The following is a 15,842-nucleotide window of genomic DNA, read 5'->3' on the forward strand; positions in this document are numbered from 1 at the left end:
CGCAGGCACTCGGTGAATGGCCGTCCGCCGCCCGGCGTGGCATGACCGATGTGCGCGCGAAAAAGCTGCATATTGCGCTGTATGGGAGCAAAAGATCGCAGAAACGGTAAAAACCACCGCGTGGCGGTGACGGTAGCGGCGGCGGCAGTCATGGTGGGAGCCTTCGCCCCGACTGCTGCCGCCGCTCCGCTGCCCGGCGGCCTCGGTCCGTGCCTCGGCGACGACTGTCCTGCCACGTGGCCCGATCCGAACAGCGACGACGTGATCTATCACGACAGCAACATCAACATCTTCGTCGGTGGTGACTACCTGGTCAGGGAAGCCGCCGCGGAGGCCGAGGGCAAGATCGTCACCCTCGGTGAGTTCGACATGATGAAGCGGGACGGCGTCTCCGAGATCTACAACGTCGGCGTCGCCGGCGGGGGATCACGGGTCCCGCCCCCCAACGGCTCCGACTACCTGACGGTGGGCGGTGACGTGACGATTCAGAGCGGTAAACGGCTCCTGGCCGAGGAGGGGCCGAACAGCGGGGTGGTCCGCTACGCCCAGGACCTCACGGGGACGGTCATCCCCGACCCGGTCCACGACGCCGACGCCACCGATCCGTACACCGCACTGCGCGACCAGCTGACGGCTGCCAGCCACTGCTACGCGTACGACGACAACGAGGAGCACCGCCGTCCGGTGACCGGGACGGTGCAGAACAGCGGCGCCGAGACGGTCTTTACCGGTGACGGCACCTCCGCTCTTCAGGTCTTCGCGGTGGACGCCGATCTGACCACGGCCGCGGGCGGCCAGCAGGGCATCGTCTTCGACAACGTCCCGGACGGTGCGACCGTGCTGGTCAACGTCTACGGCAGCACGCGCAACATCAGTACGTACATGGGCTCGCTGCCGCAGTCCGGGCTCCGCGAGCACCTGATGTGGAACTTCCCGGACGCGACCGCGATCGGGCTGAAGGGCACCGGGCAGTTCCAGGGCAGCGTGCTGATCGGGCAGCAGTCCAGCATGGCGACGCTCGCGATGAGCGGCACCAACGGACGCTTCTACAGCGCCGGTTCGCTGACCCACACCTCGGAAGGGGAGTCGGGCGGCCAGGAGCTGCACGCCTATCCGTTCGACGGCGATCTGCCGGACTGCGGCGAGGAGCCGTCGCCGTCGCCGACGCCGACGGACTCGCCCACGCCGTCGCCGACGGATTCGCCGACGCCCACCCCGTCGCCGACGGATTCGCCGACGCCCACCCCGTCCGACAGCCCGGGGCCGTCCCCCTCGGAGTCGACACCGGCCCCGCACCCCACCCCGACGGACAGCCGCCCGCCCGGCCCGCCCGGACCGCCCCATCCCGGCGGACAGCTCCCGGACACGGGCGCGCGCGGCGGTGAATGGGTGATCGGCGGGATCGCGGCGGGTCTGCTGATCGCTGGATCGGCGGCCGCGCTGATGGCCCGCAGGGGACGCCGCCGCGGCTAGTTTTGGCCCATGGCCGAACTGCTGCACCTGACCGAACGCCCGCTGTGGGAGGCGGCCCGCGGGATCGGGACGTACGAGATGTCCACCCGCGGCCGCACCCTGCACGAAGAGGGCTTCATCCACTGCTCGCTGCCGCACCAGCTCGCCGGTGTGGCCGAACTGCTGTACGGGGCCGGGAGCCGGGCCGGGTCCGGTGACCAGGACCTGGTGGTGCTCGTCATCGACACCGAACGGCTCCCCGCGCCCGTGCGGTACGAGTCGCTCCCGCCCGGCGGCGAGGAGTTCCCGCACATCTACGGACCGGTCCCGGTCGAGGCGGTCGTGGAGGTGCGCCCCTGGCCGCACAAGGAAGGCAACCCCTCATGAACCCCACAGACCACCGCACGCAGGATTCCGAAGACGTCACGAACGGCCCCCTCACCGCGGTCACCGGTGCGAGCGGCGCACTCGGCGGCCGCGTCGCGCAGCGGCTGACCCGGGCCGGTGTCCCCGTGAGACTGCTGGGCCGCGACCCGTCCCGGCTCCCCGAACTCCCCGGTGCCGACACCGCCCCGGCCGCCCCCTACGGTGACGGCGAGGCCATGCGCCGCGCCCTGGCCGGAGCGCACACGCTGTTCCTCGTCTCGGCCCACGAGAGTCCGGACCGGGTGCGCGAGCACACGACGGCCGTCGACGCGGCGGTCGCGGCGGGCGTCGAACGGATCGTGTACGTCTCCTTCCTCGGCGCCGCACCCGACGCGACGTTCACCTTCGCCCGCGACCACTGGGACACCGAGGCCCATATCCGGGTCTCCGGTGTCCGGCACACCTTCCTGCGCGACAGCTGGTATCTGGCCGGCCTCCCGGCGATGACCGGCACCGACGGTGTCCTGCGCGGCCCGGCCGGCGACGGCAGGGTCGCCGCGGTGGCCCACGAGGACATCGCCGACGCGGCGACCGCCGTCCTGCTGGCCGGCACCGACCCCACCGGCCCGACGCACGACGGAGAGACGTACGACCTGACCGGACCCGAGGCGTTCACCCTCGCCGAGGCCGCCGAGGAGCTGAGCCGGGTCACCGGACGGACCATCACCTACGTGCCGGAGACCCGGGAGGAGGCCTACGCCTCGCGGTCCCGGTACGGCGCCCAGGACTGGGAGGTGGCCGGCTGGGTGACGTCGTACGAAGCGATCGCGGCGGGGGAGATGGCGACGGTCTCGGACGCCGTGCCGGCGCTCACCGGCAGGCCGGCCATGAACCTGGCCACGTACCTCCGCGAGCATCCGAACAGCTACCGCCACCTCCTCACCCCCGGCTGACGGGGATGCGCACGGAAACCCCCTGGGGTCCCTGGGACCCGATGCCCCTCGGCGACGCCGTGCGCCTGCTCTCCCCACTGCGCACACCGTGGTGGATCGCGGGCGGGTACGCGGTCGAGCTGGCCGTGGGCCGCGCCTTCCGGGACCACGGCGACATCGACGTGCTGCTGCTGCGCCGGGACCAGCTCGCCGTCCAGCGGATCCTGCCGGACGGACAGTGGTGGGCCGCCGATCCGCCCGGCACCCTGCGGCCCTGGCTCCCCGGCGAGATCCTGCCCCCGCAGGTCCACGACATCTGGTGCCGGCCGGGCGCGGGCGAGCCGTGGCGCGTGCAGTTCATGCTCGACGACGCGGAGGACGGCGACTGGGTGTTCCGCCGCGACCCGAGGATCCGCCTTCCGCTGGACCGGCTCGGCAGGGTCTCGGGGGACGGCGTGCCCTACCTCGCTCCCGAGGTGCAGCTCCTCTACAAGGCCAGGTCCCGGCGGCCCAAGGACGAGCAGGACTTCGCGGCAGCCCTGCCCGTTCTCGGTGCGGACCGCCGGGCCTGGCTGACCGAGACGATCACCCTGGCCGAGGGCGCCGGTCACCCCTGGGCGGCCCGGCTGCGGGCGGCCGACGAACACTTCCGCGGGTGAGGCGGCGGGCTCAGATCACGTACGTACCGGCCTTCGCGGCCACGACCGCGGCCTCGGCGGCGCGGTCGGCGGCCGCCTCGTCGAGCGGGTCTCCGCTGGCCAGCAGGCGGTAGTAGAGGGGGGCCGAGACGGCGCGGATCACCTCGTCCGGATCGGTGCCGGCGGGGAGCTCGCCGCGCTCGACGGCCTCGGTGACACAGCCCGACCACTCCTTGATGCGGACCGCGTAGAACCGGTGCAGCGCCTGTGCCGTGCGCGCGTCGCAGGTCGCCGCGGCGATCACGGAGCGGAACAGGGCGCCCTGGCGCGGGTCGGTGAGCGTGGAGAGCACGAGCCGGGCGTTGGCCCTGAGGTCCTCGGTCAGTGAACCGGTGCGGGCCCGTGGCAGGGACTGCTCGGCCATGTCGTCCAGAAGGTCGGCGATCAGGCCGGTGGTGGTCGACCAGCGCCGGTAGACGGTCGTCTTGCCGACCTCCGCACGGCGCGCGACATCGGCGAGGTCGAGCCGGTCGAAGCCCTGCTCGGCCAGCGCGTCACCCGCCGCGCGCAGGACGGATTCGCGGACGCGGGCGGTGCGCCCGCCGGGCCGGACGGTACCGGGTTCCACACGGTCGGACGTCATAACGGTCCTCCAGTTCCATTAATGGCCGTTCCTCTGCTACGGTCGTTCCATCTTAACGGAACCACAGAACCGTTAAAACTCCCGTCCGAGGAAGGACGACCATGTCCGCACCCAGTCAGACCCCGCAGCGCAGCGCCGATGCTGCCCCCACGGTCGCCGCAGTCGCCGCTCCCGACACCACCGCCGCGCCGTCGGCGTCCCCCCGTATGACCGGACGGCAGAAGCTCGTCCTCGCTCTCCTCCTCGGCGCCCAGTTCATGATCGCCGTGGACTTCTCGATCCTGAACGTCGCACTGCCCGTCGTCGGCGAGGGACTCGGTTTCTCCCTCCCGAACCTTCAGTGGATCGCCACCGCCTTCGCCCTGGCCGCCGCCGGATTCACCCTCCTGTTCGGCCGCATCGCCGACCTCGTGGGCCGCAAGCGCCTCTTCGTGGGCGGCATGGTCGTCCTCGGTCTCTCCTCGGCGCTCGGCGGACTGGCGACCTCCCCCGAGGTCCTGCTCACCGCGCGAGTCCTCCAGGGCCTCGCCACCGCGGCCGTCACCCCGGCCGGACTCGCCCTGCTGACCACCGCGTTCAAGGAGGGCCCGCTGCGCGAACGCGCCCTCGGCCTCAACGGAGCGCTGATGTCCGCGGGCTTCACGGCGGGCGCGATCCTCGGCGGGCTCCTCACCGACCTGCTCTCCTGGCGCTGGGCCTTCTTCATCAACGTCCCCGTCGCCGCCCTCGTCGTCGCCCTGGCCCCGTCCGTCATCACCGACTCGCGCCCCGCCGAGCGGCCCAAGCTCGACGTCCCCGGCGCCGCGACCGTCACCGGCGGACTGCTGCTCCTGGTCTTCGGCCTGACCCAGGCCGGTGCCACCGGCTGGACCACGCCCACCACCCTGGCCGCGCTCGCCGCCGGCATCGCCCTGCTCATCGGCTTCTGGTTCGTCGAGAAGAAGGCGGCCGCACCGCTCGTCCCCGTACGCATCCTCAAGCGCCGCAGCGTCATCTGGGGCAACGCCACCGGTCTCATCGCCTTCGTCACCGAGACCTCGCTGGTCTTCCTGCTGACGCTCTACCTGCAGGAGGTCCTCGGCTACTCGCCGCTCGCGACCGGCCTCGCCTTCGGAGTCCTGGGCATCGGCACCGTGATCGGCGGCACGCTCGGCGGCCGGGCCGTCGGCCGCTTCGGCAACCGGACGACCATCGTCGCCGGCGGCATCATCCAGGCCGTGGCCACGCTCTCGCTGGTGGCGCTCGGCACCTCGGGGGCCTGGATCTGGCTCCTGCTGGCCGCCACGTTCATCGGCGGCATCGGCAACATGCTGATGATCGTCGGCTTCATGGTCACCGCCACCTCCGGCCTCCCCGACGACGAACAGGGCCTGGCCACCGGCCTCGCCACGATGACCCAGCAGGTCGGCATCACCCTGGGCATCCCGGTCATGAGCGCCATCGCCACCGCCCGGATGTCCGCGCTCGGTGACACGGGACCCGAGGGTGTCCTCTCCGGAGTCTCGGTCGCGATCCTGGTCAACTCCGCCCTGGTCCTCGCCGGCGCCCTGCTCGCCGGAGCCTTCCTCCGCCCCCGGAGCGCGAGGAGCGGCGACCTGCGGTGACGGCGGGGAGCGCGCACTGTACGCACACGACCGACCGAAGACGCGGGGCCGCAGCGGCCCCGCGTCCGGCGCGTCCGGGGACGGGTCCCGTCGCCTCGACGATGGGCATAGCCTCGTTCGCCGGGCCGACGTCGAGCCGAGCGATCCGTCGATGGGCCGCATAATTCGGAGCGGCGCGGCAGGGGCGGCTTGTACGCTCCAGGCCGGGATGGGGCCCGTAGCGCAGTGGTCGTCGCGCCTTCACCGCATGGGGGAGGACGCCGGTTCGAATCCGGTCAGCCCCATCCCCTCCGGGCCCGGTCGTGGCCGGCGCGGCCTTGGTCCCTCCGCTCACGGGGTCGGCCGGGGCCGCCGGTGCGCGGTCCGAGGCCGGGCACTTGGTCGAACGCGAGGATTTGGCAGGGCTGATGAGCACACCTGAACCGCTGACGGACGAAGAACTTGCCGATATCGAGGAGCTCACCGAGGCCACGACCCCTGGTCCCTGGTACCTCCGGATCCTCGACGACGACTGGGCCATGGGCCTCGTCGCCGTCAGCACCGTTCCCGACACCGGACGCGGCGAACGATGGCCCGGCTTCGACCACCACGAGATCGTGGCCGCCACTCTTGTCCAGCAGCCGCGCTACGTCGATGTCGCGGATGAACGCTGGGACGAGAACGCCCAGTTCATCGCCAATGCCCGCCAGGACATCCCCCGCCTGATCGCCGAGATCCGCCGCCTGCGCGGTGCGCTGGAAGCGGCGACGGCGCAGGACGCCGCGACGGCACGGGACGCCGCCACGAGCTGATCCCGCGCGGCGGGCCGAACGGCGTCGTCGGCGAAGAAAGAACCGCACTGGTTGATCAAGGCATGCAGACGACAGTCAGGTGCTGGACCGGGAATGGAGGTGAGCCTGGCTCCAGCCGTTCAGGGAGACCTGCGGACCGCCTCCGAGGTAGCGATGGAGCGCGCTGTCGGTGGTCTCCACGAACTCCTCGGGGATGGCGTTGACGCCGACCCAGCGGACCTGGGAGTGCTTGCGGGGTTCGCGGTTCTCGGGTTCGCCGGTCCATTCGTGGGTGGCGAAGACGACCGTGAGGAAGCCATTGGGGGACTCAACCCCCCAGGCTCCGTGAATGATGTGCGCGACCTTGAGAGACTCGGACTTCACCGTGAGGCCGGTCTCCTCGTAGAGCTCGCGGACTGCCGTCTCGGTGATGGGCTCGCCTGGTTCGCTCTTGCCGACGGGCAGGTCCCACATTCCCTGGGCGAACTTCGCGTTCTCGCTGCGCTGGAGGAGCACGACGCGGTTGGTGGCCTTGTCGTGGACGATGACGGCCGCGACCAGCAGTGTCATCGAGTCGAGCGCCGGCTTGAGGGCTGGGGGGCGGTCTTCGGTCTGCTGGGCCACGGGGTTCCCTTCGTCGAGCGGGTTGTTGGGCATGTTAGGTGCGGGCCTCGCGGCCATGACGGGCGAGATCTGGTACGCCTGGAACGCGGCGGCGCTGGTACACCGCGAGCATGGAGCGGATCGAGGTGATCGCCTTGCGGGTGCGGTCGGAGGTCATGCCCATCGCCTCGTCGGCGGCTGCGGCCTGCTGTTCGTGGCCTCGCTGCTCGTGCCGATATCAAACGTCGGACGCTCCAGCGCATCGAGCGCGGCGGCGACCCGCGATACAGCCACCTCATCCGCAAAGCCGACGCCCTCGGAACTACGCTCGTTGATCTCGTGCGCGAGTAGCCCCCGCTCCGGACCCCGACCGTCGGCGGCCCTGCGTTACGAGGCAGGGAGATCAGGTGCGCGACTGCGGGTAGCGGGGCGGGGTTGTACGCGGGATCGGGCAGATCACCCGGTGCACCATGATTGTGATCCCGGGGCCGGACGCTCCCGGCACCGTGTACGGCACCGACTCCTCGGGCGTCACCGGCTTGCCGCAGCGAGCACAGATCATCGGATCGCCCTCCACGCCCGGCCGAGCTGCACCGCAGTAAGGCAGGCAGCCCCGGCACGACAGGTGGCGCACGTGGCCGTGTGACCGAGGAGCGTCCGGTACGCGGCATCGGCGCCGGGGCGGCGGTGGCGGGGGCACTCACAGTCCGGGTACGCAGCCGTCCGATCCACCGTCGTCGCCGGCTCCACCTCGGCTGTCGGCCGTAACACGCGGACTGTGGTACCTGCCTGGTTTACCTCGTACACCCCGAGTGTCATCGTCATGTCGTCCCGGCCTCGTCGATTGAGGGGCATTCAGCCAGTTCGCTGTACGCGCCCGCGGTCACACCCTGATGATGTGCGTGCACGTCGAGTAGGTACTAGGTCGGCGGATGGCCACGCGTGGCCACGTAGTGGCCATGGCCGGGAGCGCGGACGATGACACCCCAGACTGGACACGTGAGCCGCAACGACGCGTTACGGGCTGCCCGCCTGCGCAAGGGATGGCGGACGATGGAAACTGCCGCGGCCGGCCTCACCGAGCACGGGCAAGCTCTGCTCGATGACCGCCAGTTCACCGTGTCGGCCAGGACGTGGCGGCGATGGGAGGGCGCCCAACCGGGCTGGCCGGCCGAGGAGACCGCCATCGTCGTACACGATGCGCTCGGTCGGTGGCCCGAGGACCTCGGGTTCACCACCCCGCCGGGATGGATCCGGCCCGAGCATCATGAAGAGGCAGATGTGGGACGACGCGCTTTCGTAGGCGTCACCGCTGCCGCGCTCGTTGCCGGTCCGGTAGCACCGCAGCATGTGGACCCTGCCCTGATCGGCTATTTCCAGCAGCAGTTGGAGGGGCACTACCGGGCGGACATGTTCCTCGGGCCCCATGATCTGATCGGCACCGTGTCTGCGCAGTACCAGCTGATCGACAAGCTCGTTCGGTCTGCCAAGGGCGAGACGAGGCGGGGCCTGCTCCGGGTCGGTGCTGCGTACGCTGCGCTCGTCGGGTGGCTGTACCAGGACGCGGGCGACATGGACGGCGCGAGCTTTTGGCGAGGGATCACGCAGGAGATTGCAATGCGGTCCCGGGACCCGCACCTCATCGGGTACAGCCTGGTCAATCAGGCGCAGGTCCGCACCGACCTTGGGGACGGGCCCGCGGTCATCGACCTGTGCGAGGCCGCCCTGGACTACGCCGGGCGCCTCACCCCCAAGGTGCGGGTGATGTCACTGCAGCAGCAGGCGCACGGGGCAAGCCTCATCGGGGATCGAGCCTCAGTCGACCAGCTCATCGAACAGGCCGGCGGGCTGCTGGCCTTCGTCGACGATGACCTCCCGTGGGGCAACGCCTGCCGCCGGACCCCGGGGTATCTGGAGGTGCAGCGCGCCACCTGCTACGGCCGGCTCGGCCTCGGCGCGGAGGCCGGCGCTCTGTGGTCGCAGGTGCTCGGCGTTGTCCCGGAAACCGCCCGGCGGGACCGTGGCGTCTACATGGCACGGCAGGCCACGGCAGCGGCCGGGGCGGGAGATCCGGACCAGGCCGTAGACATTGCGCGGGGCGTCGCGACGATTGCCGTGGAGACCCGGTCCGCGCGGATGAGGCGGGAGCTGGCCACTCTGGAGCAGGCGATGCGGCCATGGCAGGATGCCCCGATCGGCCGTGACTTCGCAGAGGTGATGGCGCCAGTGACAGACAGGGGATGACGTGGCAGACGTACCGCAGCCGTTGACGGATGAGGAGATCGCGGAGCGGCTGGCCGCGCTGCCGGAGTGGAAGCGGGACGGAGACGAGATCCATCGCCGTGTCGACGTCCGCTATCACGCAGGCGTGGCGATGATCGTGCACATCGCAGACCGTGAGCGGCGCATCGGACACCACGCTGACATCGACCTGCGGATCGACCACCTCCACATCGCAGTCACCACCCACGATGCCGACTACAAACTGACTGAGGCGGACTTCGACCTTGCCGCCCGCATCGACGCAATCGCGGCAGCGCACCAGGCCACACCGCTCGACTGACCCCACACCACAACGAAAGTGCCCCTGCCACGGCCGCAGCCGGCCAGAAGGCGCGTCCGGCCAAGGGGTTCATTCTGCTGCCACCGAAGTACAGCTCGTACCGGACTCGGATCCTGCCGCTATTTCTCGGCGACCTGCTGTCGCAGCAGCTGGCGGCGAGCAGTCACGGCCTTCTCGTATCTACGAATGACGAAGAGGCCCGGCCGCTCGAAGCGGTCGGGCCTCTCTCGTTCCTGCTGTGACCTGCTGTCCAGCCGAGGGCCGAACTGCCGGAGATCAAGCCTTCTTGGTCTCCCAGAAGATCTTGTCGATCTCGGCGATCAGGTCGAGCGCCTTCTGGCCCGTGGCCGGGTCCGTGGAGCCCTTCGCGGCCGACAGCGCCTTGAGGGCGTCGTTGACCAGCTGGTGCAGCTCCGGGTACTTCTCGAAGTGCGGGGGCTTGAAGTAGTCGCTCCACAGCACCGAGACGTGGTGCTTGGCCAGCTCGGCGCGCTGCTCCTTGATGACCACCGCGCGGGCCCGGAAGTGCGGGTCCTCGTTGGCCTGGTACTTCTCCTGGACGGCCTTGACGGACTCCGCCTCGATGCGGGCCTGGGCCGGGTCGTACACGCCGCAGGGGAGGTCGCAGTGGGCGCTGACCTTCACCTTGGGGGCAAACAGGCGGGAAAGCATGGGGCTGTCCTTCCTCGTGATCGTCTTCTCAGGTGGGACATTACTCCGTGAGAAGCGTGTTTTTGCGGGTGCCCCCATGGGCTTAGGCCAAAAGTCCAGGGTGAGGATGGGACCAGTGGCCGAATGTACGGAACCCTGTAGGGGACGGTGTACGGGACGGACCGGGGAGGTGCCGGAGAGATGCGGGAGGAGCCGGAGGTGCCCGAGCTGACCGATGAGCAGCCCGGACGGGGGCTGGCGGCGAGAGTGCCGTTCCAGGTGGTGGAGGTGACGGGCCCTTCGATGGTGCCCACGCTCCACCACGGGGACTGGCTGCTCGTGCAGTACGGGGCGCAGGTGCGCCCCGGTGACGTGGTGATTCTGCGGCATCCGTTCCAGCAGGACCTGCTGGTGGTCAAGCGGGCCGTGGAGCGGCGGGCCGGTGGCTGGTGGGTGCTGGCCGACAACAGTTTCGCGGGTGGGGACAGCACGGACTACGGGACCGTGCCGGAGGAGCTCGTGCTGGCCAGGGTCCGGGCCCGGTACCGGCCGCTGACGAAGGATCAGCGCTCGGTGCGCGGTGTGGTGAGCTGGGCCGTCTACGCGCTGCGGCCGGTCTCCGCGGCCCGTTCCGTCTCCAGGCGCTTGCGGGCGCGGTAGGCGGCGACGTTGGCCCGGGTCGCGCAGCGGTCCGAGCAGTAGCGGCGGGAGCGGTTGGTCGAGGTGTCGAGGTAGGCGTTGCGGCAGGGTGCCGCCTCGCACAGGCCGAGCCGGTCCACGCCGTACGAGGTGAGGTGGAAGGCGAGGCCCATCGCGGCGATCGCGGTGTAGCCCGCCGTGGCGTTGGACGGGTGGTCGGCCAGATGCATGTGCCAGTCCGGCTTGCCGTCCGCGTCCCGGATGTCGTGCCCGGAGATCTGCGGGCTGACCGGGAACTCCAGCAGCAGGGAGTTGAGCAGGTCGACCGCGAGCGTCTCGTCGCCGCCGTCGGCCGCCTCGAAGACCGCGCGCAGCCGGGCCCGTACGGACCGGAAGCGGGTCACGTCCGCGTCGGTCGCCCGCCGGGCCGCCTGCCCGTTGGCGCCGAAGAGTTCGCGCACCGCGTCGACCGAGGTGAGGGCGTCCTTGTTGCGGGCCGGCTCCTCGGTGTTGACCAGGCGCACGGCGTAGTCCGAGTAATAGGCCAGTTCCACTTGTAGTCCTTACGGCGTCGGTCTAAGGTCGATGCGGCGATGATGTAATGGGCCGCTAGGGGTCCAGGGTATTACATGGAGGTTCTCGGGTGGCTGAGACATTGGTGACGGAGACGGGCGCGGGCGCCGACTGGCAGGCCTGGCAGGAGAGCTGGGACCGGCAGCAGGAGTGGTACATGCCCGACCGCGAGGAGCGCTTCCGGGTGATGCTCGACATGGTCGAGGCCTTCACCGGCCCCGAACCGCGGGTGCTCGACCTCGCGTGCGGTACGGGAAGTATTACGGACCGGCTGCTGCGACGGTTCCCGAAGGCCACCAGCACCGGTGTCGACCTCGACCCCGCACTGCTCGCCATCGCCCGCGGCTCCTTCGCCGGCGACGAGCGCGTCTCCTTCGTGACCGCCGACCTCAAAGACCCGCGGTGGGCGGAGCGGTTGCCCCACGACTCGTACGATGCCGTACTCACGGCCACCGCCCTGCACTGGCTGCACAGCGAGCCGCTCACCACGCTCTACGGGCAGATCGCCGGGCTCGTCCGGGACGGCGGCGTGTTCATGAACGCCGACCGCATGATCGAGACCGGGACTCCCCGGATCAACGCCGCCGAACGCGCCCACCGGCACGCGGGTATGGACCGGGCCAAGGCCGCCGGGGTCCTGGACTGGGCGCAGTGGTGGGCGCGGGCCGCCGCGGACCCGGTGCTCGCCGGGCCGACCGCCGAGCGGTTCGCGATCTACGGTGAGCACGCCGACGGCGACATGCCGTCCGCCGCGTGGCACGCGGACACCCTGCGCGCGGCGGGATTCTCCGAGGCTCGGCCTGTCTGGTCCTCGCCCTCGGACAGTCTGGTGCTCGCGGTGAAGTAGGTGAAGTGGCGGTAGCCCGCGGGCGGGGCGGGAGCGGACGGGCGACAGCCCGGGCCGCCCCGCCCCGCCGTCTTGTCCGGCCCCGCCGTCTTGTCCGGCCCCGCCGTCTTGTCCGGCCCCGCCGTCTTGTCCGGCCCCGCCGTCTTGTCCGGCCCCGCCGTCATGTCCGGCTCCGCCGTCATGTCCGGGGCCGGTGGCAGTCGCCGGAACTCCGAGGTCTGCGTCGGGGGCGGGGCGGGCCCTGCACCAGGCCGTGCGGAGCGTGCGCGACGGCCATGAGCTGCCCGGCCGGCTCGACCGGACCGGACCCGGACCCCCTTCCTATGGGCCGCCCACCTCCACGCCGGCGCCTGACCGGCCGCCGTCCGGGGGCCGTCCGTTCTCCGCCGGTACCATCGCCGCCCGGGCGCCCGGGACGGCCCGCGGGTTTTTTGCCGGCTGCTGCAACCCGCCCCGTGTCCCACCGCACTGGAGGAGTGAGACGGTCCGCGCCTGCGGGCCGGGGGAGGGGCCCTGACGATGCGGAGCGATGACGACGCCGCGCTGCACGCCTTCGTCGAGAGCAGACGCACCGCACTGTTCCGCAGCGCGTATCTGCTCTGCGGCGACCGGCACGAGGCCGAGGACCTGGTCCAGGCGACGCTGGTCAAGGTGGTGCTCGGCGGACGGCGGCACGGGCGGCTCGACAACATCGAGGCGTACGCCCGCAAGACCCTGGTGAACACCTTCATCGCGGCCCGCCGCCGGTTCTGGCGGCGCGAGCAGTCGTACGGCGAACTGCCCGAGCGGGCGGTCCACGCACCCGACCCGGACACCGGCCTCGCGGTGCGGGCGGCACTCGCCCGGCTCACACCCAGGCAACGGGCCGTACTGGTGCTGCGCTACTGGGAGGACCTGAGCGTCGAGGCCACGGCCGAACTGCTCGGGATGCGGGAGAACACGGTCAAGAGCCACGCGGCTCGGGGGTTGGCGGCGCTGCGCGCCGAGATGGTGGAGGAACTGGTATGAACGACGTGCGGAAGCTGCTGGGGCGGGTCGCCGAGGACGCGGGGCAGCCGGTCATCAGTACCGAGGTGGTCTACGCGAGGGCGGCCCGGGTGCGCAGGCGCCGCCGGGTCGCGGTGTCGGCGGCGGCGGTGTGCGCGGTGGCGGCGGGTGCGTTCGTGGTGCCCGGCCTCTCGGCAGGACAGGAGCAGGCGCCGCGGACCTCCTCGGTCGCGGCCCCCGGCAAGCTCGCCGGCGACAGCGAGCGGGCCCGGAAACTGACCGCACTGCTGCCCGAGGACGTCGGCTCGGTCAAGGAGGTGCCGCTGGCCGCCATCATCAAGCACGTGCCGCCGGGGCAGGTCGAGACGAAGCTGTACGGGCCGCTGGACGGGCAGTACGCGGTCCGCAGGGACGGTGGTGTCGGCTACCTCGTCGTCGGGCTCATGGACGCCGAGAAGGTGGAGAAGAAGCTCGGGGACGGTCCCCGGGAGACCAACCTGTGCAAGGTGCAACCGGGAGAGCCGCATCGTACGGACTGTGTCCGTGAGGAACTGCCGGACGGACGGGTGCTGACCGTCTGGAGCGACTCGATGGACTACGGGGACGGCACGCCGCAGTGGGGCCCGGAACTGGTGGCCCGCCTCGTGCTCAGGGACGGCGGCCAGCTGACCGTACGCGACAGCACCGGCTTCGAGGCCGACACCGCGCTGGGGCCGCTGCTCAAGACCCCGCCGCTCACGCGGGCGCAGTTGAGGACGCTGACGCTCAGCCCGGAGCTGCTGCCGGCGAAGTAGGACGCACGCGAGGGCGGTACGGACCACGTCGGTCCGTACCGCCCTCGCATGTGGGTGCCCGTCGTTACAGGACCTTGGAGAGGAACGACTTCGTCCGGTCGTGCTGCGGGTTGGTCAGGACGTCGCGCGGGTGGCCCGACTCGACCACCACGCCGTCGTCCATGAAGACCAGCGCGTCGCCGACCTCACGGGCGAAGCCCATCTCGTGGGTGACGACGATCATCGTCATGCCGTCCTCGGCGAGACCGCGCATGACGTCGAGCACGTCGCCCACCAGCTCCGGGTCGAGCGCCGACGTGGGCTCGTCGAAGAGCATCAGCTTCGGCTCCATGGCCAGCGCCCGGGCGATCGCCACCCGCTGCTGCTGTCCGCCGGAGAGCTGCGAGGGGTAGTTCTTCGCCTTGTCGGACAGGCCGACCCGGTCCAGGAGCCGTTCCGCACGGGCCCGGGCAACCGCTTTGGACTCGCCCTTGACCTGGACGGGGGCCTCCATGACGTTCTCGATCGCCGTCATGTGGGGGAACAGGTTGAAGCGCTGGAAGACCATGCCGATGTCCCGGCGCTTCAGGGCGACTTCGCTGTCCTTGAGCTCGTAGAGCTTGTCGCCCTTCTGGCGGTAGCCCACCAGTTCGCCGTCGACGGACAGCCGTCCGGCGCTGATCTGCTCCAGGTGGTTGATGCATCGCAGGAAGGTCGACTTGCCGGAACCGGACGGGCCGATCAGGCAGAAGACCTCACGCGGGGCGACCTCCAGGTCGATGCCCTTGAGGATGTGTGCGGCGCCGAAGGACTTGTGGACGCCCTCGGCCTTCACCATGGCGGTCATGCCATGCCTCCCTTCGGGCGGCCCAGCGACAGCAGGTTGGCCTTGATCTTCTGCATCGGGGTGGGCGGCAGACTGCGGCTGGAGCCGCGGGCGTAGTACCGCTCCAGGTAGTACTGCCCGACGCTCAGCACCGAGGTCATGATCAGGTACCAGGCCGCGGCGAGGAAGTACATCTCCACCGGGGCTCCGGAGGCCTGCCCGATGTCCTGGGCGTATTTGAAGAGCTCGTAGAACTGCACGGCCGCCACCAGCGACGTGGTCTTGAGCATGTTGATGACTTCGTTGCCCGTCGGCGGCACGATCACCCGCATGGCCTGCGGGAGCACGACGCGCCGGAGCGTCTTGCCGTGGCTCATGCCCAGGGCGTGGGACGCCTCCGTCTGGCCCTCGTCGACCGACAGCAGACCGGCCCGGCAGATCTCCGCCATGTACGCGGCCTCGTTGAGGCCCAGTCCGAGCAGCGCCGTCAGCAGCGGCGTCATGAAGCTCGACCAGTAGTCCTTGTAGATCGGCCCGAGGTTGATGTACTCGAAGACCAGACCCAGGTTGAACCAGACGAACAGCTGGACCAGGACCGGCGTACCGCGGAAGAACCAGATGTACGACCACGCGATCGACGAGGTCACCGGGTTCTTCGACAGGCGCATGACGGCCAGCAGGATGCCGCCGACCACGCCGATCACCATCGACAGGACGGTCAGCAGCAGGGTCTGGCCGACGCCCTTGAGGATGCGGTGATCGAAGAAGTAGTCCGGGACGGCGCCCCAGTTGATCTTTCCCTGGCTGAAGGCGTAGATGATCGCGACGAGCGCGGCGATGGCGACGACCGCCGAGACGTACCGGCCGTAGTGCCGGACCGGGATGGCCTTGATCGCCTCCGGGCCGGCCGGCGGCGTGGTGGGGGGTGCGGGTGGCTGGTCGGCCGGGCCCGTCTTCTCGATATCAGTCACGGCT

20 protein-coding genes are annotated in these 15,842 nt (G+C 70.6%); 13 read left to right on the forward strand and 7 right to left on the reverse strand.

Annotation, left to right across the window (positions count from 1 at the left end; all coding sequences use genetic code 11):
* The first annotated feature begins 120 nt into the window (after positions 1 to 120).
* From ACGFZA_RS04255 to ACGFZA_RS04270, 4 genes are read left to right on the forward strand one after another with little or no spacing between them, the layout of a single operon-like run.
* Positions 121 to 1,473, forward strand: a complete 1,353-nt coding sequence (locus ACGFZA_RS04255; protein ID WP_393677002.1) for a choice-of-anchor A family protein — start codon at positions 121 to 123, stop codon at positions 1,471 to 1,473.
* Positions 1,474 to 1,482: 9 nt separating this feature from the next.
* Positions 1,483 to 1,839 (forward strand): DUF952 domain-containing protein, encoded by a 357-nt coding sequence (locus tag ACGFZA_RS04260; protein WP_393677005.1) that lies wholly within the window; start codon positions 1,483 to 1,485, stop codon positions 1,837 to 1,839.
* The gene (locus tag ACGFZA_RS04265) at positions 1,836 to 2,771 is read left to right on the forward strand and encodes an SDR family oxidoreductase (RefSeq protein ID WP_393677007.1); all 936 of its coding nucleotides are present in this window, start codon (positions 1,836 to 1,838) and stop codon (positions 2,769 to 2,771) included. The genes ACGFZA_RS04260 and ACGFZA_RS04265 overlap by 4 nt, the downstream gene beginning before the upstream one ends.
* A 5-nt stretch (positions 2,772 to 2,776) precedes the next feature.
* Positions 2,777 to 3,409, forward strand: a complete 633-nt coding sequence (locus ACGFZA_RS04270) for a nucleotidyltransferase domain-containing protein (RefSeq protein ID WP_393677009.1) — start codon at positions 2,777 to 2,779, stop codon at positions 3,407 to 3,409.
* Between the two features lie 10 nt (positions 3,410 to 3,419).
* Here the strand turns inward: ACGFZA_RS04270 and ACGFZA_RS04275 are convergent, their stop codons facing one another.
* Positions 3,420 to 4,031 (reverse strand): TetR/AcrR family transcriptional regulator, encoded by a 612-nt coding sequence (locus ACGFZA_RS04275; protein WP_393677011.1) that lies wholly within the window; start codon positions 4,029 to 4,031, stop codon positions 3,420 to 3,422.
* Positions 4,032 to 4,132: 101 nt separating this feature from the next.
* Here ACGFZA_RS04275 and ACGFZA_RS04280 point away from each other — a divergent pair, with 101 nt between their 5' ends.
* Both ACGFZA_RS04280 and ACGFZA_RS04285 read left to right on the forward strand, forming a co-directional pair.
* Positions 4,133 to 5,635: an MFS transporter gene (locus ACGFZA_RS04280; protein WP_385276294.1), complete on the forward strand. Its 1,503-nt coding sequence runs from the start codon at positions 4,133 to 4,135 to the stop codon at positions 5,633 to 5,635.
* Between the two features lie 407 nt (positions 5,636 to 6,042).
* Positions 6,043 to 6,426 (forward strand): hypothetical protein, encoded by a 384-nt coding sequence (locus ACGFZA_RS04285; RefSeq protein ID WP_385276291.1) that lies wholly within the window; start codon positions 6,043 to 6,045, stop codon positions 6,424 to 6,426.
* A gap of 75 nt (positions 6,427 to 6,501) precedes the next feature.
* Here the strand turns inward: ACGFZA_RS04285 and ACGFZA_RS04290 are convergent, their stop codons facing one another.
* Both ACGFZA_RS04290 and ACGFZA_RS04295 read right to left on the reverse strand, forming a co-directional pair.
* Positions 6,502 to 7,062, reverse strand: coding sequence for an NUDIX domain-containing protein (locus tag ACGFZA_RS04290; protein ID WP_393677014.1), 561 nt, complete (start codon positions 7,060 to 7,062; stop codon positions 6,502 to 6,504).
* A gap of 1 nt (position 7,063) precedes the next feature.
* A complete protein-coding gene (locus ACGFZA_RS04295; RefSeq protein WP_393677667.1) occupies positions 7,064 to 7,186 on the reverse strand; it encodes a hypothetical protein in 123 nt (40 codons plus the stop codon).
* 20 nt (positions 7,187 to 7,206) lie between these two features.
* Here ACGFZA_RS04295 and ACGFZA_RS04300 point away from each other — a divergent pair, with 20 nt between their 5' ends.
* The 3 genes from ACGFZA_RS04300 to ACGFZA_RS04310 all read left to right on the forward strand — a co-directional run bounded on the left by ACGFZA_RS04300 (position 7,207) and on the right by ACGFZA_RS04310 (position 9,571).
* A complete protein-coding gene (locus ACGFZA_RS04300; RefSeq protein ID WP_393677635.1) occupies positions 7,207 to 7,359 on the forward strand; it encodes a helix-turn-helix domain-containing protein in 153 nt (50 codons plus the stop codon).
* Between the two features lie 648 nt (positions 7,360 to 8,007).
* Complete coding sequence (locus tag ACGFZA_RS04305; protein ID WP_393677016.1) at positions 8,008 to 9,252, forward strand: Twin-arginine translocation pathway signal; 1,245 nt, start codon at positions 8,008 to 8,010, stop codon at positions 9,250 to 9,252.
* A gap of 1 nt (position 9,253) precedes the next feature.
* The gene (locus tag ACGFZA_RS04310) at positions 9,254 to 9,571 is read left to right on the forward strand and encodes a 4a-hydroxytetrahydrobiopterin dehydratase (RefSeq protein ID WP_393677018.1); all 318 of its coding nucleotides are present in this window, start codon (positions 9,254 to 9,256) and stop codon (positions 9,569 to 9,571) included.
* 276 nt (positions 9,572 to 9,847) lie between these two features.
* Here ACGFZA_RS04310 and sodN read toward each other — a convergent pair whose 3' ends face one another.
* A complete protein-coding gene (sodN, locus tag ACGFZA_RS04315; protein WP_219567071.1) occupies positions 9,848 to 10,243 on the reverse strand; it encodes a superoxide dismutase, Ni in 396 nt (131 codons plus the stop codon).
* Between the two features lie 180 nt (positions 10,244 to 10,423).
* Here sodN and sodX point away from each other — a divergent pair, with 180 nt between their 5' ends.
* Complete coding sequence (sodX, locus tag ACGFZA_RS04320) at positions 10,424 to 10,882, forward strand: nickel-type superoxide dismutase maturation protease (protein ID WP_385276281.1); 459 nt, start codon at positions 10,424 to 10,426, stop codon at positions 10,880 to 10,882.
* Here sodX and ACGFZA_RS04325 read toward each other — a convergent pair.
* Complete coding sequence (locus tag ACGFZA_RS04325; RefSeq protein WP_385276278.1) at positions 10,822 to 11,415, reverse strand: CGNR zinc finger domain-containing protein; 594 nt, start codon at positions 11,413 to 11,415, stop codon at positions 10,822 to 10,824. The genes sodX and ACGFZA_RS04325 overlap by 61 nt on opposite strands.
* A 104-nt stretch (positions 11,416 to 11,519) precedes the next feature.
* Here ACGFZA_RS04325 and ACGFZA_RS04330 point away from each other — a divergent pair, with 104 nt between their 5' ends.
* From ACGFZA_RS04330 to ACGFZA_RS04340, 3 genes are all read left to right on the forward strand, one after another.
* Positions 11,520 to 12,281, forward strand: coding sequence for a class I SAM-dependent methyltransferase (locus tag ACGFZA_RS04330; RefSeq protein WP_393677637.1), 762 nt, complete (start codon positions 11,520 to 11,522; stop codon positions 12,279 to 12,281).
* A gap of 519 nt (positions 12,282 to 12,800) precedes the next feature.
* A complete protein-coding gene (locus ACGFZA_RS04335) occupies positions 12,801 to 13,289 on the forward strand; it encodes a SigE family RNA polymerase sigma factor (RefSeq protein WP_385276275.1) in 489 nt (162 codons plus the stop codon).
* Entirely contained in the window at positions 13,286 to 14,062 is a 777-nt protein-coding gene (locus ACGFZA_RS04340) for a hypothetical protein (RefSeq protein ID WP_393677021.1), read from the forward strand. Before ACGFZA_RS04335 ends, ACGFZA_RS04340 begins: the two co-directional genes overlap by 4 nt.
* Before the next feature lie 64 nt (positions 14,063 to 14,126).
* Here ACGFZA_RS04340 and ACGFZA_RS04345 read toward each other — a convergent pair whose 3' ends face one another.
* Positions 14,127 to 14,888, reverse strand: a complete 762-nt coding sequence (locus ACGFZA_RS04345; RefSeq protein WP_285564637.1) for an amino acid ABC transporter ATP-binding protein — start codon at positions 14,886 to 14,888, stop codon at positions 14,127 to 14,129.
* On the reverse strand, positions 14,885 to 15,838 hold the full coding sequence (locus ACGFZA_RS04350; RefSeq protein ID WP_385276263.1) for an amino acid ABC transporter permease: 954 nt from the start codon (positions 15,836 to 15,838) through the stop codon (positions 14,885 to 14,887). The genes ACGFZA_RS04345 and ACGFZA_RS04350 overlap by 4 nt, the downstream gene beginning before the upstream one ends.
* Positions 15,839 to 15,842: the final 4 nt, after the last annotated feature.

Origin of the sequence: Streptomyces sp. NPDC048211 (genome assembly GCF_043202315.1) — a bacterium.
In the GTDB taxonomy this organism is placed as follows: domain Bacteria; phylum Actinomycetota; class Actinomycetes; order Streptomycetales; family Streptomycetaceae; genus Streptomyces.